The sequence below is a fragment of the Clostridium lundense DSM 17049 genome (assembly GCF_000619945.1).
GTDB lineage: Bacteria > Bacillota > Clostridia > Clostridiales > Clostridiaceae > Clostridium_AO > Clostridium_AO lundense.
Window position 1 is genome coordinate 202,769 of sequence record NZ_JHVC01000002.1, and the last position, 23,968, is coordinate 226,736.

Sequence of the window (23,968 nt, forward strand, 5' to 3'; positions counted from 1 at the left end):
TTGTAGTTATTATAAAGTAATGATAAAATATATGTATTAGCCATAGTGCGTAATATATGTTATTGGAGTATCATTTTAAAATGTGAAAAGGGTTACACACTATGCTGGAATGCTCATTAATTATCAAATGTGGTAATAATATGTAAAAGATTAATTCTAGATAGTGGAAAATTTAATAAACTGCATGATGTAATTAATTGTAATTATTACAAAATCATGATAAAATGTATGTATTATCATTATTCTGTGATGGACAAAAATGAGAAGTATTATTTTCTAAGAATATATAATATTATGTAAAAAATACTTTATAATTATAGAATAAACAATATGTATAAAGTATTGTTATTGAAAAATGTGAAAAGGGTTACATATAATGTTGTACTATGGAGTGACTACTAAGCATATGAATAATATATAGAAAAATGCATAGAATGGGTATATTAAAATAAAACATAAGTTTTATTTATGCTTTAAAGATTAAGGTGAAGTGTTAATCCAATTGATTGTAATAATTTCAAAGTAATGATAAATATGAATATTTGAAATAGAATATAATACATAAGAAGGAAAATTATGAGTTTTGTAGAATATTATATTGCCATGTAAAATTTTTATTATATAACTTTATTAGGAGGGGTATTAAAATGAATAAAAAAAGAGTACTATCTCTATTAGCAGCTACAGTAATGTCAGTTTCATTATTTGCAGGCTGTGGTGGTGGAGAAAAGAAACCTGAAGCTGGAAAAGAACCAGCAAAACAAGAAGCAAAATTAAAAGTTGGTCTTGTTACAGATGAAGGTGGAGTTAATGATGGTTCTTTTAACCAATCAGCACTTGTAGGTATAGGAAAGGCTGAAAAGGAATTAAAAATTGAAAAAATTTCTCCAATAGAATCAAAACAACAAAATGCATACCAACCAAATCTAAAAACAATGGCAACAACTGCTGATTTAATAGTTGGATGTGGATTCATGATGAAAGATGCTATGAAAAATGTATCCTCAGAAATTAAGGATAAAAAATTTATGATAGTTGATGATATAGTAGATACACCTAATACTGTATCAATTACATTTAAAGAACAGGAAGGCTCTTTCTTAGTTGGAGTTATTGCTGGAAAATTAACTAAAACTAATAAAATTGGATTTATAGGTGGAAGAGAAGGAGAAGTTATAAATAGATTTGAATCAGGATTTGCAGCTGGAGTTATGTCAGTTAATCCAGAGGCAGGAAAATTATTAATGCCTGTAGGTGAAAATGTAAATAAACTTTCACCAGGAAAAAATGTTAAGTATATAGATTCATTTACTGACCAACAAAAAGGATATGAAGCTGCAAAAATGCTTTACAATAGTGGATGTGACATAATATTCCACGCAGCAGGAGGAGCAGGTACTGGATTATTTAAGGCTGCAAAGGAACTTAATAGATATGCTATAGGTGTTGACTCAGACCAGGCAGCAGATCCAAAGTTAGAAAAATACAAAGATACAATAATCATTTCAATGGAAAAACAGGTAGGAGAATCTGTAATAGATGTTATAAAATCTATTCAAGAAGGTAAATTCCAGGGTGGAAAACATTTAGTACTTGGTATAAAGGAAGATAGAGTAAGGGTAGCTCCAACAATAAATGAAAAAGTAGTTACAAAAGAATCAAAAGAATTATCAGATAAGTACAAAGAAGCAATAAAAGCAGATAAATTTAAGGTACCAGGAACAAGAAAAGAGCTTAAAGCATTTAAAGTTCCTCAGATTTAGTTAGTTTTAAGGCTAGGTGCTTAGGCATCTAGCTTTTTTTATCCAATGATAATTCTAAAACATAAGGAGGGAGGACTAAAATGGGTAATGTTGTGCAAATGAAAGCGATAACAAAAATATTTCCAGGAACAGTAGCTAACGATAATGTAGATTTTACATTAGAAAAGGGAGAAATTCATGTGCTGTTAGGGGAAAATGGCGCAGGTAAAACTACATTGATGAACGTACTATATGGTCTTTATCAGCCAGAAGCTGGTGAAATATATGTAAACGATAAGAAAGTTGATATAAAAAGTCCTAAGGATGCTATAAAACTTGGTATAGGAATGGTGCATCAGCATTTTATGCTTGTTCATAATTTTACTGTAGCAGAAAATATGATATTGGGACAGGAACCTAAAAAGGGAGCCCTATCAATAAATATAGAAAAAGCGAAAAAAGATACTAAGGAATTAGCAGATAAGTATGGATTTAACATTGATCCTAATTCTGTAATCGAAGATATAACTGTAGGGCAACAGCAAAAAGTTGAAATATTAAAAGCTCTATATAGAGGGGCAGAAATATTGATATTGGATGAGCCTACAGCAGTACTTACTCCTCAAGAAATAAAGGAATTAGGAGTAATATTAAAAAATTTGGTTAAGGAAGGTAAGTCTATAATTCTTATTACACATAAACTTAAAGAAGTTATGAGTATGAGTGATAGGGTTACAATAATAAGAAGAGGAAAATATATAGACACCGTTAAAACAAAGGATACTGATATAGATGGACTTGCGGAAATGATGGTGGGAAGAAAAGTTAATTTAGTAGTAGAAAAAAGTAAGCCTAAAATAGGGGATGCTATTTTAAAAATAGAAAATTTAAAAGCTTTGGATCATAGAGGTCTACCAGCATTACGAGGTGTAAATTTTGAGCTAAAAGCTGGAGAAATTTTAGGCTTAGCAGGAGTAGATGGGAATGGTCAGACAGAGCTTATTGAAACCATAGTAGGGTTAAGAAAAGCAACAGAAGGTAAAGTTTATTTAAAAGGTGAAGATATTACAGGAAAAACTACTAAAGAAATAACTGAATCAGGTGTGGGACATATTCCTGAAGATAGACATAAAAGAGGACTTGTCCTTAAATATTCATTACTAGAAAATTCAGTTTTAGGAATACATTATAGAGAACCTTTTGCTAAAGGAATTATGATGAATTATAAAAACATTAGAGAGCATGTTAATAATTTAATTAAAAACTTTGATGTAAGAACTCCTAATGAGGATGTAAGTGCTTCCGCATTATCAGGAGGTAACCAACAAAAACTTATTGTAGCAAGAGAAATAGAAAAGGATCCAGATCTTATTATTGCAGCTCAACCTACAAGAGGCTTGGATGTAGGAGCAATCGAATATATACACAAAAGGCTAGTTCAAGAAAGAGACAGTGGAAGGGCAGTTCTTTTGGTGTCACTTGAATTGGATGAGGTAATGGCGCTATCAGATAGAATAGCTGTTATATATGATGGAGAGATTGTAGATATATTAGATGCTAAAGATGCTACAGAACAAAAACTTGGAATACTTATGGCGGGAGGAAAGTTAAAAAAGGCTGGTGAAGGAGGTAAAGGAGATGAGTAAAAAAGGTAAAGTAAGTAATAACAATCATGCAAATATACTAAAGAATTTTTCCATATCTGCCATATCAATAATCTTAGCTCTATTTATCTCTGTATTTTTTGTTATGTGGGCAAAAGATTATAATTTTTCCCAGGCAGCAGAATTGCTTTTTAAATCTATATGGAAGGGAAGTTTTGGGACAAAGACAAATTTAGTAGAAACTTTAGTTTTTGCTACACCTTTGATTTTTACAGGACTTGCCCATGCAGTAGCATTTAGAACAGGACTTTTTAATATAGGTGTAGAAGGTCAATTTATGATAGGTATGATAGTTGCAACTATAGTTGGACTTATTCCAGGAATTCCAGCAATAATTCATATTCCTTTAACAATCATTGCTGGAACTATAGGAGGAGCTATATGGGCAGCAATCCCAGGATATTTAAAGGCTAGAGTTGGAACAAATGAGGTTGTAAATACTATAATGCTTAACTTTGTAGCTAGAAGTATATCAAATTATTTTACTATGGGGCCTTTTCATATGGAAAATTCAGCCTCAACAGAAAATATACAAAAATCAGCGGAATTGTTTAGATTTTTAGGTGAATATAATAGATTAAATGTAAGCATATTTATAGCAATAATAGTGGTGTTTTTGGTATATATTCTTTTATGGAAAACTACTATAGGTTATGAAATAAGAGCAGTTGGTTTAAGTGCTACATCAGCGGAGTATGGAGGAATAAGCATAGGTAAGAATATAATACTTGCAATGGTTATATCAGGTATAATAGCAGGGCTTGGAGGAGCTACTCATATAATGGGAGTACAGCATCAATCGGCACAACTTGGAGGATTCCCTGGCTATGGAATGGATGGTATAGCTGTAGCTTTAGTTGCTAAAAGTAATCCTATAGGAGTAATATTCTCAGCTGTTTTATTTGCTGCATTAAATTATAGTTCTGGAACATTAATGCTTGCAGGTATACCAAAAACTATAGTTTATTTAGTTCAAGGTATAATAATATTATTTATAGCTGGAGAATATGCATTTAGATTAATATCTCAAAGAATGAAAAAGAAGGAGGCTTTAGCAAATGAATAGTTCATTATTTATAACTATAATAGGAGTTCTTGGAGCCACATTAAGACTTGCAACGCCTCTTATATTTGCATCCTTAGGTGGAGTATTTTCTGAAAAATCAGGAGTTGTAAATATTGCATTAGAAGGTATTATGATTACAGGAGCTTTCTTTGGGGTGCTTGGATCTTATGTAACAGGTAATGCCTGGATGGGGATTTTGTTTGCTATAATAGCGGGAATTGCTGTATCATTCATACATGCATATTTAAGTGTTAATCTAAAAGCAGATCAAGTAGTATCTGGTGTTGGTATAAATGTATTTGCAGATGCTCTTATGAGCTTTCTAATAGTTAAATTTTTTGGTACTGCATCTCAAACAAGTGTAGTAGATTCAATACCATATCCCACAGAAGCTATGGCTAAAGTGCCCATATTAGGACCTTTACTTAAAGAACTTAATTGGTTTGTATTTTTAGCTTTTATATTGGTATTTGTATCTCATTATATTATATATAAAACTCCACTTGGACTTAGAATAAGATCAGTTGGTGAGCATCCAAAGGCTGCAGATACTTTAGGTATAAATGTATATGGAATCAGATATTTATGTGTTATATTATCTGGTATACTTGGAGCGCTTGGAGGAGCAACTCTTTCTATAGGAATTATGAATCTTTATAGAGAAGGAATGGTAAGCGGTAGAGGATACATAGCTTTAGCTGCTATGATATTTGGTAATTGGAAGCCAATAAATGCTATGTGGGCATCACTTTTATTTGCTTTTGCAGATGCCTTCCAATTATTTGCCAAGGGCTTTGGGTGGACACTGCCTGGAGAAATGTATGAGGCATTCCCATATATATTAACAATGCTTGTACTTGCAGGATTTGTTGGGAAAACACAAGCTCCAGCTGCTGACGGAGTACCTTATGAAAAAGGTCAAAGATAACATAATTAGTCTAGAAATGAAGGATATGATTTTATCATATTCTTTATTTTTTAATTAAAATTGCTATTCACTACACTATAAAAAAAATAGGTGATATAATATATTTAGTATGAAAGGGTGTTGTGATATGAATATGGATTTTAATTTATCTATATCGCAGGAGCAAAAGTTAATAATGACCCAACAAATGCAGTTATCTGTAAAGATACTTCAGTTATCCTCTTATGAGTTGCAAAAACTTGTGGAAAAAGAAATACAAGAGAATCCTCTTCTGGAGATAAAATATGGGGATGAAAATAAGGAGAATAGTTTAGATTATAAAAAACTAATAAAGTATTTGGAATTTGATAATTATAATCATTCTAATACTATAAAAAATAATGATGAGGAAGTATCGCCATTTACGTTTATATCTGAGAAAAAATCCTTAAAAGAATATCTAAAAGATCAAATTAGGGATCTAAATGTAAATGATTTCATGAAAGTTATCTGCGATTATATTGTAGAAAATATAGATGAAAAGGGATACTTAGGAGAAGCATTAGATGATATTGCAAAGGATTTAAAAGTCTCTAAAAATATTGTAGAGGGAACCTTGAAAATTGTACAAGGATTAGAACCTGATGGAATAGGGGCTAGAGATTTAAAGGAATGTCTAACAATACAGTGCGAAAAAAGAAATATAGAAGATGAAAACTTATATATAATAATTAACAATCATTTGGAGGATATTGCTGAAAACAGATATAATGCTATTGCAAAAAAATTAAATATCAGTGTGAAAGAAGCACAAAACTATGGAGATTTTATAAAAACATTACAGCCAAAGCCATCTAGAGGATTTTATACGGGAGAAGAAGTTAATTATATTATGCCAGATGCATATATAAAAAAGATTAATGAAGAGTATTATATAATTATGAATGATTCTTTAACGCCAAGACTTACTATAAATAACTTGTATAAAGGAATTATTAATGGAGAAGAAGATAAAGATGCTTTTGAGTATGTAAAAGATAGATTAGATAGTGCTGCGTTTTTGATTAAAAGTATAGAACATAGAAAAAGTACTATATATAAAGTTTTAGAAAAGATAATTCAGATTCAACGAGAATACTTTGATTATGGAGAAAAATTTCTAAAGCCTATGACATTAAGGGAAATTGCTGATAGCCTAAATATGCATGAATCTACTATAAGTAGAGCTATAAGAGATAAATATATATATACAGATAAAGGTACGGTAAAAATAAAGGATTTATTTATTACAGGGTTAATATCTAAAGAAGGAAATGAATCATTATCTACCATTGAGGTAAAAAAAGGTATAGAGAATTTAATAAACAAAGAAAATAAAAATGATCCCCTATCAGATCAGGTTATTGCTAACATTTTAAATGAAAAAGGTGTGAATATTTCAAGAAGAACTGTGGCAAAATATAGAGAAGAAATGGGTATAAAATCATCCAAGGGAAGAAAAAGATATTAAACTAAGTTTTGAAATCTATGGATAACCTAGGTTGAAGTAACCAAAATCCTATAAGAATTAAGTTAGATTATAAAAAAGAGTACAGAGTTTTAGAACTAAGGATCGTTTATAGATCAGGCAAAAAAGTGTGCTTGCTATTATGTAAAAAACTTGTGCTAAAAGTTTAGATTTCATTATAAAAGAACTGTTCTATCATCTGTACTCTAGAAAAATAAAACTATTTAAAAAAATATTAAAAAAATTTACACTTCCTCTTGGAAAATCATTGAATTTGTTTTATAATATAAGTGGGACATAAAAAATATCACTGGGACATTAAACGACCAGAGGGGTGCTTTGTTTGGAAGAAATATTAAAGTTACAACAGAAGATTATTCCTGAAATGATAGAATTAATGGAGAAAAGATATAATATTTTAAGAAATATATATTATAATCAGCCTATAGGAAGAAGGATTTTAGCTAGAAATTTAGAGCTTAGTGAGAGAGTTGTAAGAACGGAAATAAATTTTCTTAGGGAGCAAAATTTTATAGATATTACCCTTCCAGGAATGATTATTACTTCTGAAGGTGAAGAAATAATAGAAAAACTTAAAAATTTTATTCATGACATTAAAGGATTGTCCGAATTGGAGCATTCTTTAAAGAAAAAGTTAGGAATAAAGAATGTAATTATAGTCCCAGGTAATTTAGATGAAGATATTACAATAATGAAAGAATTAGGAAGAGCTTCAGCTAATTATTTAAAAAGCATATTAGTTGATAGCCAAATAGTAGCTATTACTGGAGGTAGTACTGTTAAAGACGTTATTGATAATATGTCCAAGATGAACAATTTAAGTAATGTAATGGCAGTTCCAGCAAGAGGCGGTATGGGAAGAAACCTAGAAACTCAAGCTAATACGTTAGTATCAAATTTTGCTAACAAACTAAATTGTAATTATAAACTTCTTCATGTACCAGATAATTTAAGCAATGAAGCTATGAATGCTATGATGAAGGAAAAGGATGTAAAAGAAATATTAGATATAATTGATGATACAGATATATTAATTTATGGAATAGGAAGAGCTGACGAAATGGCTAGAAGAAGAGGTTTATCCTCAGAAGAAATTCAAAAGCTAGTACATAAAGGGGCTGTAGGAGAAGCCTTTGGTTATTATTTTAATAGGCAAGGAGAAGTAATTTACTCAACTCCTACTATGGGAATAAGAAACGAACAAATTGGTAAAATACAGCACTTAATAGCGGTAGCTGGAGGAATGTGTAAAGCAAAGGCTATAATATCAACAGAAATAAATAATACCAATAGTATATTAGTGACAGATGAAGGCGCAGCTAGAGAAATTTTAAAATTATTTAGAAGTTAATATTTGTAAAAAAATACAAATGAGTTATAATCAAATTATTGTAACAATAATATCTATAAATGTATATCAATGTATAATAAAATAATTTTTATGACATACAATACTAGCATTAAAATATAATTTTTTTAATTTCAAGGAGGTACTTTAAATGATTAAAGTAGGTATTAATGGTTTTGGAAGAATAGGAAGAAATGTATTTAAGGCATTAGTAAAAAATTATGCTAATGAATTAGAAGTAGTAGCTATTAACGATTTAACAAATCCAGATACATTAAGACATTTATTAAAATATGATTCTCTTTATGGACACTTTGATGGAACTGTAGAAGCTACAGAAAATGCTATTGTAGTTAATGGAAAAGAAATAAGAATATATGCTGAAAGAGATCCTAAAAACTTACCATGGAAGGACTTAGGAGTAGATATAGTAATAGAATCAACTGGATTATTTACTGATGCTACAAAAGCAAAGGCACATATTGAAGCAGGAGCTAAAAAAGTACTTATTTCAGCACCAGCTAAAAACGAAGACATAACTATTGTTTTAGGTGTTAATGAAGAAAAATATAATCCTGCAGAGCACAACATCATTTCTAATGCGTCCTGCACAACTAACTGTTTAGCACCATTTGCTAAAGTTTTAGATAGAGAGTTTGGTATAGTAGAAGGACTTATGACTACAGTTCATTCATATACAAATGACCAGAAAATTCTTGATGCCCCACACAAAGATTTAAGAAGAGCAAGAGCTGCTGCAGAAGCTATGATACCAACAACAACAGGAGCAGCAAAAGCAGTTGCATTAGTTCTTCCTCAATTAAAAGGAAAATTAAATGGTATGGCTGTTAGAGTACCAACACCAACTGTTTCAATGACTGATTTAGTGTGTACATTATCAAAAGATGCTACAGCTGAAGAAATAAATGCAGCATTCAAGAAAGCAGCAGAAACAGAAATGAAAGGAATATTAGGATTCAGTGATGAACCATTAGTATCAATTGACTATAGAGGTGATGAAAGATCTTCAATAGTTGATGGGCTTTCAACTATGGTAATGGGTAAGAGATTAGCTAAAGTAGTTGCTTGGTATGATAATGAATGGGGTTATTCAAATAGATTAGCTGACTTAACTAAATATGTAGCTGACAGACTATAATTTAAACTTAAAACAGTTTGTTTAACTTATAGTATAGTTGAGAATAACTGAAGAGGGTTTTGGTTTGTAGTTATAGCTATAAGGCAAAGCCCTTTTTTAAATCTATATGAAGTTGTAAAGTTTTAAATCTGTGGATAACATTAAAAAGCAGTTTATTTAGTTGACAATTGTCCTCTGTCAACTAAAAAAGTGCTTAGCACTTTTTTTATAGAAAGGATGATATTTGTGGGATTTAATAAAAAAACCATAGAAGATATAGATGTTTTAGGCAAAAGAGTTTTAGTAAGATGTGATTTTAATGTGCCTTTAAAGGATGGAAAGATAACTGATGAAAATAGATTGCTAGGAGCACTACCAACTATTAAATATCTAATTGAGCATGGAGCAAAGGTAGTATTATGCTCTCATATGGGAAAGCCAAAGGGAGAAGTTAAACCTGAATTATCTCTATCTCCAGTAGCAAAGAGATTATCAGAATTATTAAATAAGGAAGTAATATTTGCAGCTGATGATAATGTGGTAGGAGAAAATGCTAAAAAATCAGTAGAAAATGCAAAAAATGGAGATGTAATATTACTAGAAAATACGAGATTTAGAAAAGAAGAAACAAAAAATGAAGAAACCTTCTCAAAGGAACTGGCTTCTCTTGCAGATATATTTGTAAATGATGCATTTGGAACAGCTCATAGAGCTCACTGTTCTACAGTAGGAGTTACAGAATTTGTATCAGTAGCTGTATGCGGATATTTAATTCAAAAGGAATTGAAATTCTTAGGGGAAGCAGTAGAAAATCCAGAAAGACCATTTGTTGCTATTCTTGGAGGAGCAAAAGTTTCAGATAAAATTAATGTAATAAATAATCTTTTAGATAAAGTAAATTCATTGATAATTGGTGGTGGAATGAGCTATACTTTCTTAAAAGCTCAGGGATATAGCATAGGAAATTCTCTTGTTGAAGAAGATAAAATAGAATATGCAAAGGAAATGATAGAAAAGGCTAAGCAAAAGGGAGTAAACCTACTTTTACCTGTAGATAATGTGGTAGCAGATAAATTCGCAGCAGATGCAGAACCTGTTGTAACAGAAGATGAAAACATAAAAGAAGGATACATGGGACTTGATATTGGGCCAAAGACTGCAAAAATCTATACTGATGAAGTGAAAAATGCAAAAACTGTAATATGGAATGGCCCAATGGGTGTGTTTGAATTTGATAATTTTGCCAAGGGTACTAAGGAAGTTGCAAAAGCTATGGCAGAGTCTAATGCTACTACAGTAATAGGTGGAGGAGATAGTGCAGCAGCAGTTAACCAATTAGGCTTTGGAGATAAAATGACTCATATATCCACTGGTGGTGGAGCTTCATTAGAATTCCTAGAAGGAAAGGAACTCCCAGGAATTACAGCGCTTAATGATAAATAAATTTATCAATAAATAGTGAAGAATTAAGAATTAGGAATGAAGAGTAATGGTAGATGTTTTTAACTAAATTAAAAATATCAAAAGAATTAAAATAGTTATTTTTATTAAGGCATTAAGAAAAAATATCTTTACTCTTCACTTTTCACCATTAACTCTTTGCTAAATAAAAAAAGAGGGGTGTTTATGTTGCGTAAAGCTATAATTGCAGGAAATTGGAAAATGCATAATACTATAGAAGAGGCTGTTAAGTTAGTTCAGGAATTAAAGCCAATGGTAAAAGATGCTCAGTGTGATGTAGTTGTATGTCCAACTTTTGTATGTCTTCAAGCTGTAAAGAATGCAGTAGAAGGTACAAACATAAAGGTAGGAGCTCAGAATATGTATTTTGAAGAAAAGGGAGCTTTTACTGGAGAAGTTTCACCAGGTATGCTTGAAGCTTTAGGTATAAATTACGTTATAATAGGACATAGTGAAAGAAGACAATATTTTAATGAAACAGATGAAACTGTAAATAAAAAATTAAAAGTTGCTTTTGAACATAATTTAATTCCTATTCTTTGTGTAGGCGAAAGTTTATATGAAAGAGAAAACAAAATCACAGAGGAAGTTATAGGAAGACAAGTTAAGCTAGATTTAGCAGGATTAACTCCTAATCAAGTAGAAAATCTAGTGATAGCTTATGAACCTATATGGGCTATAGGAACAGGGAAGACAGCTACATCAGAACAAGCAAATGAAACTATAGCATTCATAAGGAGTATTGTAAAAGAATTGTATGGAGAAGAAGTAGCAGAAAAAATTAGAATACAATATGGTGGATCAGTAAAACCTTCTAGCATAAAGGAGCAGATGGCTATGTCAGATATAGATGGAGCATTAGTTGGAGGAGCAAGTCTTAAGGCTGGAGATTTTGCCGCTATTGTAAACTATAAATAGGGGGTAAAAAATGATTAAAAAACCAGTGATGTTAATGATCCTTGATGGATTTGGAATAACAGATAAAGTAGATGGAAATGCTATAATGTCAGCGCATAAGCCTAATTATGATGCACTTTTTAATAATTACCCTCATACGCATATAAAGGCAAGTGGTATGAGCGTTGGTCTTCCTGAAGGGCAGATGGGAAATTCAGAGGTAGGCCATCTAAACATTGGAGCTGGAAGAATAATATATCAAGAGCTAACTAGGATTACTAAGGAAATTGATGAAGGTAAGTTTTTTGAAAATGATGTAATAAATGAAGCTATGGATAAAGCTATAGCTAATAATACTTCTCTTCACTTGTTAGGACTATTGTCTGATGGAGGAGTTCATTCACATATATGTCATTTAAAGGCGCTATTAAAACTTGCCAAAGAAAAGGGAGTAAGGAATGTATATATACATGCTTTCTTAGATGGAAGGGATGTTCCACCTTCTTCTGCTAAGGAGTATATAGTTGCAATAGAGGAGTATATGAGAGAACTTGGTGTAGGAGAAATAGCTACTATATGTGGTAGATACTATGCTATGGATAGAGATAAGAGATGGGAAAGAGTAAACCTTGCTTATAATGCTATGGTATTAGGTAAGGGAGAGTTTTCAAAGTCAGCTATTGAAGCTGTAGATAACTCTTATCATGATAATAAAACAGATGAATTTGTTTTACCAACAGTAGTATTAAAGGATGAAAGACCTACTGGTATGATAAAAAATGGAGACTCAGTTATATTCTTTAACTTTAGACCAGATAGAGCAAGAGAACTTACTAGGGCTTTAAATGATAGAGTATTTGATGGGTTCCAAAGAGAAACCTTAAGTCTTAATTTTGTTACAATGACTCAATATGATAAAACTTTAGAGAATGTGAGTATAGCTTATAAACCAGAAAGTTATACTAATACTTTAGGTGAATATATAAGTAGTTTAGGATTAAAACAATTAAGAATTGCAGAAACTGAAAAATATGCTCATGTAACCTTTTTCTTTAATGGAGGTGTAGAACAACCTAATGAAGGAGAAGATAGAGCGCTTATACCATCTCCGAAGGTTGCAACTTATGATTTAAAACCAGAAATGAGTGCTTATGAGGTTACTGATGAAGCTTTAAAAAGAATAGATTCAGATATATATGATTTAATAATATTGAATTTTGCCAATCCAGATATGGTAGGACACACTGGAGTATTTGATGCTGCAAAAAAGGCTATAGAAGATGTAGACGTATGCTTAGGTAAGATAGTTAATAAGGTGCTAGAGAAGGATGGAACTGTATTTATAACTGCAGACCATGGAAATTCTGAGCAGATGATAGATTATTCTACAGGAAAACCAATGACTGCTCACACTACTAATGAAGTTCCTTATTTATATGTAAGCAATTATTCTAAGGGCAAACAGTTAAGAGATGGAGGAATACTTGCAGATATTGCTCCAACAATTCTTGATGAAATGGGACTTAAGAAACCAGAAGAAATGACAGGCGAAAGCCTTATTATAAGAGAATAGATAACAGAGGTCAGATAACAGAGAATGAAAGAATTTTGCATAGAAAAATTCTAGTAATATCTGTATTCTATACTCTGTACTCTAAGTTAAAGGGAGGAATTTTAATTATGAAAAATTATGTAGAAATTGTTGACGTAGTAGCAAGACAGATTCTTGATTCAAGATGTTTTCCTACAGTAGAAGTTGATGTTATTTTAGAAGATGGTACAGTAGGAAGAGCAGCAGTGCCATCAGGAGCATCTACTGGAATATTCGAAGCTGTTGAATTAAGAGATGGAGACAAATCAAAATATAACGGAAAAGGTGTACTTAAAGCTGTTGATAATGTAAACAATATAATTGCTCAAGAACTTATAGGAATGAACGTATTTGATCAAGTTTTAATAGACAAAACATTAATTGAAGTTGATGGAACAGAAAATAAAGGGAAATTAGGTGCTAATGCAATGCTGGGAGTATCACTTGCTTGTGCTAAGGCTGCAGCAGAGCATCTAGGATTAAGTATTTATCAATACATAGGAGGAGTAAATGCTAAGGTTCTTCCTGTACCAATGATGAATATAATTAATGGTGGAAAGCATGCTGATAACAATGTAGATCTTCAAGAATTTATGATTATGCCAGCAGGAGCTACTAGTTTCTCTGAAGCATTAAGAATGAGTTCAGAAGTTTACCATGCATTAAAGTCATTATTAAAATCCAAGGGATATGATACAGGAGTTGGCGATGAGGGTGGATTTGCTCCAAACTTAAATTCCAATGAAGAAGCAATTCAGGTTATAGTAGAAGCTATAGAAAAAGCTGGATATACTCCAGGAAAAGAACTATTTATAGCTTTAGACCCAGCTTCATCAGAAATATTTGAAGATGGTAAATATAATTTGAAAGGTGAAGGAAAAGTATTAACTCCAGCAGAGATGGTAGAATACTATGCTAAGCTTGTAGAAAAGTATCCAATAATATCTATAGAAGATGGTATGGCAGAAGAAGATTGGGAAGGATGGAAGCTTATCACTGAAAGACTTGGAAATAAGATTCAGTTAGTTGGTGATGATTTATTTGTAACTAATACTAAGAGATTAACTATGGGTATAGAAAGAAGAGTAGCAAACTCTATATTAATTAAATTAAATCAAATAGGAACTTTAACTGAAACATTAAATGCTATAGAAATGGCTGAAAGAGCAGGATATACTGCTGTAGTATCACATAGATCAGGAGAAACAGAAGATACTACAATAGCTGATCTTGTTGTTGCTGTAAATGCAGGACAGATTAAGACAGGAGCACCTGCAAGAAGTGAAAGAGTTGCAAAATATAATCAACTTTTAAGAATAGAAGAAGAATTAGGAACAGTTGCTGAATATAGAGGACTAAAGGCATTCTATAATATAAAAAAATAAGTTTAAATAAAAAGTAAGAAAGGGAGAAATGTTATATTTTAAGTATTAACATTTCTCTTTTTTCTAAATTTTTATTTCTAAAATAATTGATGTTAAAAATTTACTATTATTATTTATCCAGCACATTGTTCATTGTGAAAACTTATGCTAAAATATACTTAATTAAAACTTATGGGGAAATTATATTAATAATAATGGAGGTAATGTAATGAAAAATTTGTTAATAGCTGTGCAAGTAATTGTATCTATTGTTTTAATAGTATCTGTACTTGCTCAACCAGCAAAAACACAAGGTTTTAGTCTTTTAACAGGAGCTACTGATACTTTCTATTCAAAGAATAAGACAAGAACTTTTGAAGCAACTATGTCAAGACTTACTATTATATCAGCTTTAATTTTTGCAGCAGTAACCTTAGCTTTAAATTTAGTTAAATAGTTTTTTTATGGGGGATAGTTTTATATTTACATAAATATATAAAATTATAGAAAACTCTAAAATGGGTTAGGGGGATATGGTAAAATGAGTAATTATCTTATTTTCACAATTTTAGCGGGAGTATTAGCATTAGCTTTCGCATTTTTTTTAGGTAGTTCAATTTCCAAAGAGAACCCAGGAAATGAAAAAATGAAGGAGATATCTGGGTACATTCATGATGGAGCTATGGCATTTTTAAAAACAGAATATAGGTATTTGGCTGCATTCATAGTAATAGTGGGTGCAGTTTTAGCTATATTTGTAAAATGGCAAACCGCAATATGTTTTGTGTTTGGTGCCCTATTCTCTATCTTAGCAGGGTATTTTGGTATGAATGTAGCAACCAAGGCAAATGTAAGGACTGCAGAAGCTGCTAGGCACGGCCAGAGTAAAGCTTTAAAAATTGCTTTTTCTGGTGGAGCAGTAATGGGAATGTGTGTTGTGGGCCTTGGAATATTTGGGTTAGGAGTCATGTATTTTATATTTGAGGGAAACATGGAGGTTGTAACAGGGTTTGGTCTTGGAGCAAGTTCTATTGCACTATTTGCACGTGTTGGCGGTGGAATTTACACTAAAGCTGCCGATGTAGGTGCAGACCTAGTTGGCAAGGTTGAAGCTGGAATACCAGAAGATGATCCAAGAAATCCTGCTGTAATTGCAGATAACGTTGGAGATAATGTAGGTGATGTAGCTGGTATGGGTGCAGACTTATTTGAATCTTATGTAGGCTCAATAGTGTCAGCTTTAACTTTAGGAGCAGTATTATTTAGTAACAAAGAAGGAATAATATACCCTCTATTGTTATCGGCTATAGGAATATTGGCTTCGATTATAGGTGTATTATTTGCTAGAAATAATAAGGGGACTAATCCACAAAAGGCATTGAATTCAGGAACCTATTTAGGTGGTTTTATTGTTATAATATCAGCAGCTATACTTAGTAATGCAGTTTTTGGAAATTTCAAAGCTTTTGGAGCTATAGCTTCAGGATTAGTTGTTGGTATGGTTATAGGAAAAGTTACAGAAGTTTATACATCTGATGAATATAAATATGTAAAAAGAATTGCAGAACAATCAGAAACTGGAGCAGCCACTACCATAATATCAGGTCTTGCAGTAGGAATGTTTTCTACATTATGGCCAATTGTATTAATGTGTGTTGGAATTATGGTTTCTTATTTTATTATGGATGGAAAGACAAATGGCATGATGGGGCTTTATGGAATAGCCTTGTCAGCAGTAGGAATGCTTTCTACCACAGGTTTAACAGTAGCAGTAGATGCTTATGGCCCAATAGCAGACAATGCTGGGGGTATAGCTGAAATGTCAGAGTTACCTCATGAAGTAAGAGAAATTACTGATAAACTAGACTCAGTTGGTAATACTACAGCAGCTATAGGAAAAGGTTTTGCTATAGGATCAGCAGCACTGACTGCATTAGCATTATTTGCATCTTATGCACAAGCTGTAGAACTTAAGTCTATAGATTTACTAAATCCTATAACTCTTGTTGGTGTATTTATAGGAGGAGTACTTCCTTTCCTATTTGGAGCATTAACTATGGAATCAGTAGGTAAAGCAGCTAATGAAATGATTGAAGAAGTGAGAAGACAGTTTAAAAATATACCAGGACTTATGGAAGGAAAGGCAAAACCTGATTATAAGAAATGTGTAGATATTTCTACTGCAGCAGCAATTAGAGAAATGATACTACCAGGAATATTAGCTATTATAGTTCCAATTGGTGTTGGAATATTAATTGGGAAAGAAGCTTTGGGAGGACTTATAGGAGGAGCAGTTGTTACAGGAGTTCTAGTAGCTATTTTAATGGCTAATGCTGGTGGAGCATGGGATAATGCTAAGAAGTATATAGAAGGTGGAACTCATGGTGGTAAAGGAAGCTTTGCACATAAAGCAGCAGTAGTAGGAGACACAGTAGGAGATCCTTTTAAAGATACATCAGGGCCATCTATGAATATACTTATAAAGCTTATGACTATAGTTTCTTTAGTATTTGCACCAATTATAGTAAAGTATGGTGGAATATTAATAGATTTATTAAAATAAATTAGAGATATATTCTGATAAAAGGACTCATCTTTAAGATGAGTCCTTTCGTAAACTGAATAATTTTATAATATTTTACCTAAACTAAGAAAAAGTGTATTAATAGTATAGGTTTTTAATAATTTGGATTAATGAATTTGGAGGTGTAATATGAATATACAGGAGAATATTATTAACTTTATGAGAGAACAGGCTTATAAGCCTATGGATGCTAGAGAATTAGCTAGAATTTTTGATGTGAAAAAAAGTGAGTTCGAAGAGTTCTTAAAAATGTTAAGCTATATGGAAAAGGATGGATTAATAGTAAAAACACGTACAGAACATTATGGTGTTCCAGAAAGAATGGGATTGGTAGTAGGAAAACTTCAGGGACATCAAAAAGGATTTGGTTTCTTAATAGCTGATATAGAAAGACCGGATGTATTTATTCCTTCATCAAATATGAATGGAGCCATGCATAATGATAGAGTAATGGTGAAAATATTAAGAGAAGAGAATAATGGTAAGAAGTGCGAAGGAGAAGTTATAAGAATACTAGAAAGAGGCAATAAAACTGTAATTGGTGTTTTTGAAGAAAGTAAAAATTTTGGGTTTGTTGTTCCAGATGAAAAGAGAATTCATCAGGATGTATTTATTTCTAAGGGAGATACCATGGGAGCAAAGTCAGGCCAAATAGTTATTGCAGAGATAGTAAGATGGCCTGAAACAAGAAGAAATCCTGAAGGAAAAATAGTAGATATTTTGGGTAAAAAGGGAGATAAGGGCATAGATATTTTAACAATCATAAAGAAATATAAATTGCCAGAAGAATTCCCTGCAAAGGTACAAAGTTATGCTGAAAACTTATCAGAAGAAATTCCACAAGAAGAATATGAAAGAAGAAAAGATTTAAGAAATCTAAAGATAGTAACTATAGATGGGGAAGATGCTAAGGATTTAGATGATGCAGTTTCTATAGAAAAACTATCAAATGGCAATTATTATTTAGGAGTACATATTGCGGATGTAACTCATTATGTAAAGGAGAAAAATCCATTAGACAAGGAAGCATTAAAAAGAGGAACTTCAGTATACTTAATTGATAGAGTAATTCCAATGTTACCTAAAAAACTTTCTAATGGATTATGCAGTTTAAATCCTAAAGTAGATAGATTAACTTTAAGCTGTTTTATGGAAATAGACAAAACAGGTAAGGTAGTAGATCATGAGATAGTTGAAAGTATAATAAAAACAAGTGAAAGAATGACTTATACAGATGTAACAAAGATTTTAAGAGATAAAGACGAAGAACTTATTAAAAGATATGACTATCTATTAAATGAGTTTAAACTTATGGAAGAGTTATGTCATGTACTATATAAAAAGAGAATTACTAGAGGGGCTATAGATTTCGATTTTGAAGAATGCAAGATAATATTAGATGAATTAGGAAAACCTATTGATATTAAGCCTTATGAAAGAGCTATAGCTAACAGAATAATTGAAGAGTTTATGTTAGTTTGTAATGAAACTGTAGCTGAGCATATGTTCTGGGTAAATGTACCTTTTGTATATAGAATTCATGAAGAGCCAGACTTAGAAAAGCTTACTCATTTTAATGAATTTGTTTATAATTTGGGTTATTCAGTAAGGTTTGGACAGGAGGTTCATCCAAAGGCTTTACAGGATATAATAGATAAAGTTAGAGGAAAGAAAGAAGAAACAGTAGTAAATACTTTACTTTTACGTTCATTAAAGCAAGCTAGATATTCTCCAGAATGTGTTGGACACTTTGGATTGGCGGCTAGATACTACTGTCACTTTACTTCACCTATAAGAAGATATCCTGATTTAATTATTCATAGAATAATTAAAGAATTTATAAATGGCAAGGTTACAGAGAATAGAGGCAAAAAACTTATAGTAGAAGTAGAATATGCTTCAACACAGTCATCAGATATGGAAAGATTAGCAGATGATGCAGAAAGAGAAGTAGACGACTTAAAGAAAGCTGAATACATGAGTGAAAGAATAGGAGAAGTTTATGAAGGAATAATTTCCTCAGTAACGGCTTTTGGATTATTTGTTGAGCTTCCTAATACTATAGAGGGACTTGTGCATATAAGTACTCTATTAGATGATTACTATGTATACGATGAAAGACATTTATCTCTTGTAGGGGAAAGGACTAAGAAAATACACAGATTAGGTGATGATGTAAAAATAAAAGTTGATAAAGTAGACTTAGATTCCCATGAAATTTATTTTGAACTTTTAAATGATGAGAAGGAAGACTCTTTAGAAGAATTAGGGGATGAATTAACAGAAGAAAACATTGATTCACAAGGAAAACAGGAAGAATTACAAGAAGGAGAAAGTGAAATAACTGCTCCAATATCCCATTATAAATCTGATGAGGAATAAATAACATAATTATTATATTAAGTAGATAGACTTAGCAAAGTGGCTTGTAAGATAATCCATAAATATTAAAGAGATTTTACAGGTCACTTTTTTATTTTTACAATAATTTCTGTTTTTCTAAGAGTATCTTTAGTAATTCTCTTCTATACATTTGTATTATATGCTATAATATAATACAAACATAAATTATAGATTACCTTTTAGAGTTAAAGTAGGTGTTTTAAATGGGTAAAGATTCAAGAAATAAAACTTTAGCAGAAAATAGAAAAGCAAGACATGATTATTTTATAGAAGAAAGTTTTGAGGCAGGAATAGAATTAGTAGGAACAGAAGTGAAATCCATAAGAGCTGGTAAAGCTAACTTAAAAGATAGTTATGCAGATATAAAAAATGGGGAAGTATTTGTGTGTAATATGCATATAAGTCCTTATGAACAAGGAAATATATTTAACAAAGATCCTTTAAGAGAAAGAAAACTTCTTCTTCATAAACAAGAAATACTAAAGCTTACAGCATATACTGCTCAAAAGGGGTATACCCTAGTTCCATTATCTTTATATTTAAAGAATGGAAGAGTAAAAGTATGTTTATCTGTAGCTAGAGGTAAAAAGGATTATGATAAGAGAAACACTATGTTAGAAAAAGCAGCAAAGCGCGACATAGATAGAGAAATGAAGGAAAGAAGTAGATATTAAACAATAGATTATAAATATAACCTAATAATTACTATTGATAAATATCTAAAATTGATATATTATATTAATTGTCGGGAGACAATAACAATTTAATATAAATGTATATTGTGAAATGAAGGTTATCGTTTTGAAGATTTAAATTAAATCTTGTAACCTCCTTAACATGGGGGCGTACATGGTTTCGACGGGGGTAAGTTGTCCCTGGGAAGCGAGTCGAGGGGTCCTGGGCCCGCGTTAAAAAACTGGGAAAACAAATAAACGCAAACGATAATTTTGCATTAGCTGCCTAGTTAGCAGCTCGTCAGCCTAAGAGTCCCACGACTTAGGGTCTGGCGTCGACAGTGGGGTACCGAGACTAGGAAAGCTTTGACCTAGGAACGGAATTTATGAAGCTACTGAAACCAGAAGCCTGTCCTTGGGCGTCTGGTAGAGGGAATGTTAAAATAAGGACTGCACTCGGAGATGCTCAGGGATTGCTACTTTCGGACAGGGGTTCGATTCATAAGAGTCGCCTTATGAAGTGATTCATAAGTGAAAATCCGGCTTTATCGGTGAAACCGTAACGTGTTATGACGACGGCAATACCGAGTGGTATGTAGGGAAATCTAACAGCCACGTATCGACTCATAGGCTTCTAAGTCTTAAAGATATGAAGTACTAGGATAGAAGTTTTCAAACTATAATATAACTTCTATAACATGCCGGGGGACTTACTAAAAGTAAGTTCAAGATATAGTCAGCACCATTTGGAAACAATGGAATAATGTGTCCCCTCGCCTCCACCAAGAATAAGCTCTATACACAATATGTGTATAGAGCTTTTACCTTATCTTCATAAACCTTTCATAAAAGAGTTCTTTTGCTTGGAGCATTTCTTTAGAATACCTTCCATTTCGAGGTGTTACTTTTTTATATTCATTTATAATTATTATAGCTCTTTCCTTTTTTTCATTGATTATTAAGTAAGGATATATCCAGGTTAAAAGTTCAATTGCATCATTATATTTTAGTTCGTATGTATACGAGTTTTTATGCTTATCAGGATTATAGTTTCTTTTAGATTTAATTGTTCCAGTATTTAATTTGTGCTTTATCCATTTTAATAATTCCATACTTGTTGAACTTATACTAATACACGGGGCAGGAAATTGATTGTTATGAAATTTAATAAGCATAATACTTCCTTCACCATCTATAATTCCTGCAATATAAGCAGTCTCTTCTGATGTCAATGAGTTCATATACATCATCCTAATAATATTTCTATATTTATATAAGAATATTATTATCTATCAGGGGTAGGATTTTACAGAAGATTTATTTTTTACATTGTTATCAAATTAGTGATACTACAAGATTTAAGCCAGTGCTTAGTGCCATTAAGCATTGGCTTTTAAGTGTCTTAATTACTTTTCATCTGATCCTACTGGTAGTAAAAATCCTGATTTTTTTAAAATTGGCATTATAGCATTATAGATTAAAGCTATCAATATTACAGATACTATTGCATTAAAAAATGTAGTAAATGCGCTTAGCTTTGCTAAGACTGATGCAGCCTTTTGAGGTTGTCCTAGAATGTATTGTTTATAAAAGTATCCTACAATAGGATCAAAAACAACATTAAAAGATAGTCCACAAATAGATGCAATAATGCTCCATTTAAATACGTATTTCTTATTATTGCTTTTGGTTATTTTGGCATAGTTGTGTGCAACTAATCCTGTTATTAAGCCAATACAAAATTTTAATACAAATGTTTTTGGTGCTACTAAAATATATACGGGATCTAGTAAATCAGCTATTGTCATTCCTATAGCTCCAGCTAATCCTCCGTACCATCCACCAAGAAGTAAAGCAGCTAATACACAGAAAGTATTGCCAACATGTAATGAAGTTGCATCTCCTCCTGGTACTGGAATTTTAATTTGAAGAAAAGTAAATGATACAAAACATAAAGCCGCAAATAATGCAGTCTGACTTAATTTTAAGATTTTTATATTTTTATTTTTCATATAAGAACCCTTCCTTATAATTAATATTTTTTTCATGAAAATTATACCAATATTATAGTACTAAAAAGATATTGAAACAATTGTATGGATACACTTGTTTGTTGACATATATATCATTTAATGATATATTATATTAAATGATATATCATTAAATGATATAAAAATAAATGATATGGAGAGGAAAATGATATGCCGCGAAAAGATTCTATTGATGTAGGAGAACTAACAGATTCTGCTTTTTACATATTATCAAGTGTAGTGGAGGAAAAACATGGATACTTAATCATGAAAATTATTGAAGAGTTAACTAATAATGAAGTGGTTATTGGTCCTGCATCACTTTATACAACATTGAAAAAGCTTTTAATAGCAGGACTTATTGAATTAAATGCTGCAACAGATGAAAATAAAAAAGTATATAAAATTACAAGTTTAGGACGTGAAATGCTTGTAAAGGAGATTGAACGAAAAAAAAAGATGGTGAAGTTTGCTGAGCACTTTTTGGGAAAAATGGAGGGGGATGTGAAATGAAAAGTAAGTATGTTATGATAAATGGATTTGCCTTTAGTGAAGAAAGTGACATGAAAATATTGGGGAATTACGCAAGGGAAGGTTGGATATTAGAAGATATAGTGGCAGGTTTCTTTTATAAATTAAAAAAAGATATACCTAAAGATATAGAGTATAGCTTAGATTATCAAAATGAAGCAACTGAAGAGTATTTTAGTCTGTTTTCAGCAGCTGGTTGGACACCTGTTATTTCTTTAGATAATGGAATACATATTTTTATGGCACAAGCAGGCACAAAGCCAATCTATAGTGATCGTGAATCAGAGATTGATAAATATGATAGAGTGAAGAAACAAACCAGTAAGGGAACTGTTTATTCTTTAATTACAGCTATTGCTCTTACGATTTTATTAGTTATTTCTGCAATTGCCATAAGACCTATTTTTCTAATTGTTTTATTATTATTGATAGTAGATATTTTTGTGTTTATTTTTAATTTTATGCCTTATTTAGCATATAAATCTCGTGTAAAACAGCTAAATAAAAATGGTAAATGTGATGGAGGAATAACTTCTAGTAAAAATTTATGGAAAATAGATGCGTTTACAGGCATTGTTTTCATGATCATAGGTATAATGGATTTTGTTGAGAAAAGCTACTTTGCAACTTTCTTTATTCTTTTGGGCATTTTCTATATTATTTCAAGTCTAAATAAGTATAAGCAAAAGAAAAAGTCTTTATAAAATTATATTATAAGACATAAAAATGGTCATATGTATCTTTGTTAGATTGTTTATAGGTACATTTTACTAATCATATAAGCTTTATATATAGTATGTATATAGTGCTTTTAATTTATGTTGATAATTTTCGTATAATTTAGATAGTGATAAAAATTTTAATATAGCTGTGTTAGTAATTCTAACACAGTTTTTTTATATTTAAATAGCAAATGTGTATTTTAGTCACCTTGAGTGGTTCAATTTGGCTGTTAGGGTTGATACATAAAAATAATGTAATGAGGAAAAAGTATTATTATTGTAATTGAAATTAAACAACAATATAAGAAAATGGATATG

General features: G+C 31.2%; 19 protein-coding genes and 1 other RNA gene. 18 read left to right on the forward strand and 2 right to left on the reverse strand.

Features of this window, described 5'->3' with window-relative positions:
- Window positions 1-647 precede the first annotated feature (647 nt).
- The 16 genes from T514_RS0104810 (at window position 648) to ssrA (ending at window position 20,869) form a co-directional block, all read left to right on the forward strand.
- The gene (locus T514_RS0104810; RefSeq protein WP_027623752.1) at window positions 648-1,763 is read left to right on the forward strand and encodes a BMP family lipoprotein; all 1,116 of its coding nucleotides are present in this window, start codon (window positions 648-650) and stop codon (window positions 1,761-1,763) included.
- A gap of 80 nt (window positions 1,764-1,843) precedes the next feature.
- A complete protein-coding gene (locus T514_RS0104815; protein WP_027623753.1) occupies window positions 1,844-3,388 on the forward strand; it encodes an ABC transporter ATP-binding protein in 1,545 nt (514 codons plus the stop codon).
- The gene (locus T514_RS0104820; protein WP_027623754.1) at window positions 3,381-4,472 is read left to right on the forward strand and encodes an ABC transporter permease; all 1,092 of its coding nucleotides are present in this window, start codon (window positions 3,381-3,383) and stop codon (window positions 4,470-4,472) included. Before T514_RS0104815 ends, T514_RS0104820 begins: the two co-directional genes overlap by 8 nt.
- Window positions 4,465-5,400, forward strand: a complete 936-nt coding sequence (locus T514_RS0104825; protein WP_027623755.1) for an ABC transporter permease — start codon at window positions 4,465-4,467, stop codon at window positions 5,398-5,400. The genes T514_RS0104820 and T514_RS0104825 overlap by 8 nt, the downstream gene beginning before the upstream one ends.
- A gap of 133 nt (window positions 5,401-5,533) precedes the next feature.
- A complete protein-coding gene (gene rpoN / locus T514_RS0104830; protein WP_207640920.1) occupies window positions 5,534-6,889 on the forward strand; it encodes an RNA polymerase factor sigma-54 in 1,356 nt (451 codons plus the stop codon).
- A gap of 340 nt (window positions 6,890-7,229) precedes the next feature.
- Entirely contained in the window at window positions 7,230-8,258 is a 1,029-nt protein-coding gene (locus T514_RS0104835; RefSeq protein ID WP_027623757.1) for a sugar-binding transcriptional regulator, read from the forward strand.
- A gap of 148 nt (window positions 8,259-8,406) precedes the next feature.
- On the forward strand, window positions 8,407-9,414 hold the full coding sequence (gene gap / locus T514_RS0104840) for a type I glyceraldehyde-3-phosphate dehydrogenase (RefSeq protein ID WP_027623758.1): 1,008 nt from the start codon (window positions 8,407-8,409) through the stop codon (window positions 9,412-9,414).
- Between the two features lie 225 nt (window positions 9,415-9,639).
- Window positions 9,640-10,836: a phosphoglycerate kinase gene (locus T514_RS0104845; RefSeq protein ID WP_027623759.1), complete on the forward strand. Its 1,197-nt coding sequence runs from the start codon at window positions 9,640-9,642 to the stop codon at window positions 10,834-10,836.
- A 186-nt stretch (window positions 10,837-11,022) separates the two neighbouring features.
- Window positions 11,023-11,772, forward strand: coding sequence for a triose-phosphate isomerase (gene tpiA, locus T514_RS0104850; RefSeq protein ID WP_027623760.1), 750 nt, complete (start codon window positions 11,023-11,025; stop codon window positions 11,770-11,772).
- A 10-nt stretch (window positions 11,773-11,782) separates the two neighbouring features.
- Window positions 11,783-13,324, forward strand: coding sequence for a 2,3-bisphosphoglycerate-independent phosphoglycerate mutase (gene gpmI / locus T514_RS0104855; RefSeq protein ID WP_027623761.1), 1,542 nt, complete (start codon window positions 11,783-11,785; stop codon window positions 13,322-13,324).
- 107 nt (window positions 13,325-13,431) lie between these two features.
- Entirely contained in the window at window positions 13,432-14,727 is a 1,296-nt protein-coding gene (gene eno / locus T514_RS0104860) for a phosphopyruvate hydratase (protein ID WP_027623762.1), read from the forward strand.
- 208 nt (window positions 14,728-14,935) lie between these two features.
- Complete coding sequence (secG, locus tag T514_RS0104865; protein ID WP_027623763.1) at window positions 14,936-15,163, forward strand: preprotein translocase subunit SecG; 228 nt, start codon at window positions 14,936-14,938, stop codon at window positions 15,161-15,163.
- Between the two features lie 84 nt (window positions 15,164-15,247).
- Window positions 15,248-17,269, forward strand: a complete 2,022-nt coding sequence (locus T514_RS0104870; protein WP_027623764.1) for a sodium-translocating pyrophosphatase — start codon at window positions 15,248-15,250, stop codon at window positions 17,267-17,269.
- A gap of 150 nt (window positions 17,270-17,419) precedes the next feature.
- The gene (gene rnr / locus T514_RS23795) at window positions 17,420-19,672 is read left to right on the forward strand and encodes a ribonuclease R (protein ID WP_084284299.1); all 2,253 of its coding nucleotides are present in this window, start codon (window positions 17,420-17,422) and stop codon (window positions 19,670-19,672) included.
- Window positions 19,673-19,896: 224 nt separating this feature from the next.
- Window positions 19,897-20,367 carry an SsrA-binding protein SmpB gene (smpB, locus tag T514_RS0104880; RefSeq protein ID WP_027623765.1) on the forward strand — a complete coding sequence of 157 codons (471 nt, stop codon included), beginning with the start codon at window positions 19,897-19,899 and terminating at the stop codon, window positions 20,365-20,367.
- 174 nt (window positions 20,368-20,541) lie between these two features.
- Window positions 20,542-20,869, forward strand: a transfer-messenger RNA (tmRNA) gene (gene ssrA, locus T514_RS26030).
- A 319-nt stretch (window positions 20,870-21,188) separates the two neighbouring features.
- Here ssrA and T514_RS0104890 read toward each other — a convergent pair.
- Together T514_RS0104890 and T514_RS0104895 are read right to left on the reverse strand one after the other, a co-directional pair.
- Window positions 21,189-21,599 carry an LAGLIDADG family homing endonuclease gene (locus T514_RS0104890; RefSeq protein ID WP_027623766.1) on the reverse strand — a complete coding sequence of 137 codons (411 nt, stop codon included), beginning with the start codon at window positions 21,597-21,599 and terminating at the stop codon, window positions 21,189-21,191.
- A 174-nt stretch (window positions 21,600-21,773) separates the two neighbouring features.
- Window positions 21,774-22,379 carry an ECF transporter S component gene (locus tag T514_RS0104895; protein ID WP_027623767.1) on the reverse strand — a complete coding sequence of 202 codons (606 nt, stop codon included), beginning with the start codon at window positions 22,377-22,379 and terminating at the stop codon, window positions 21,774-21,776.
- 189 nt (window positions 22,380-22,568) lie between these two features.
- Between T514_RS0104895 and T514_RS0104900 the strand changes: the two genes are divergently transcribed.
- Together T514_RS0104900 and T514_RS0104905 are read left to right on the forward strand one after the other, a co-directional pair.
- Window positions 22,569-22,910, forward strand: coding sequence for a PadR family transcriptional regulator (locus T514_RS0104900; RefSeq protein ID WP_027623768.1), 342 nt, complete (start codon window positions 22,569-22,571; stop codon window positions 22,908-22,910).
- Window positions 22,907-23,632, forward strand: coding sequence for a DUF2812 domain-containing protein (locus tag T514_RS0104905; RefSeq protein ID WP_027623769.1), 726 nt, complete (start codon window positions 22,907-22,909; stop codon window positions 23,630-23,632). Before T514_RS0104900 ends, T514_RS0104905 begins: the two co-directional genes overlap by 4 nt.
- Window positions 23,633-23,968 lie beyond the last annotated feature (336 nt).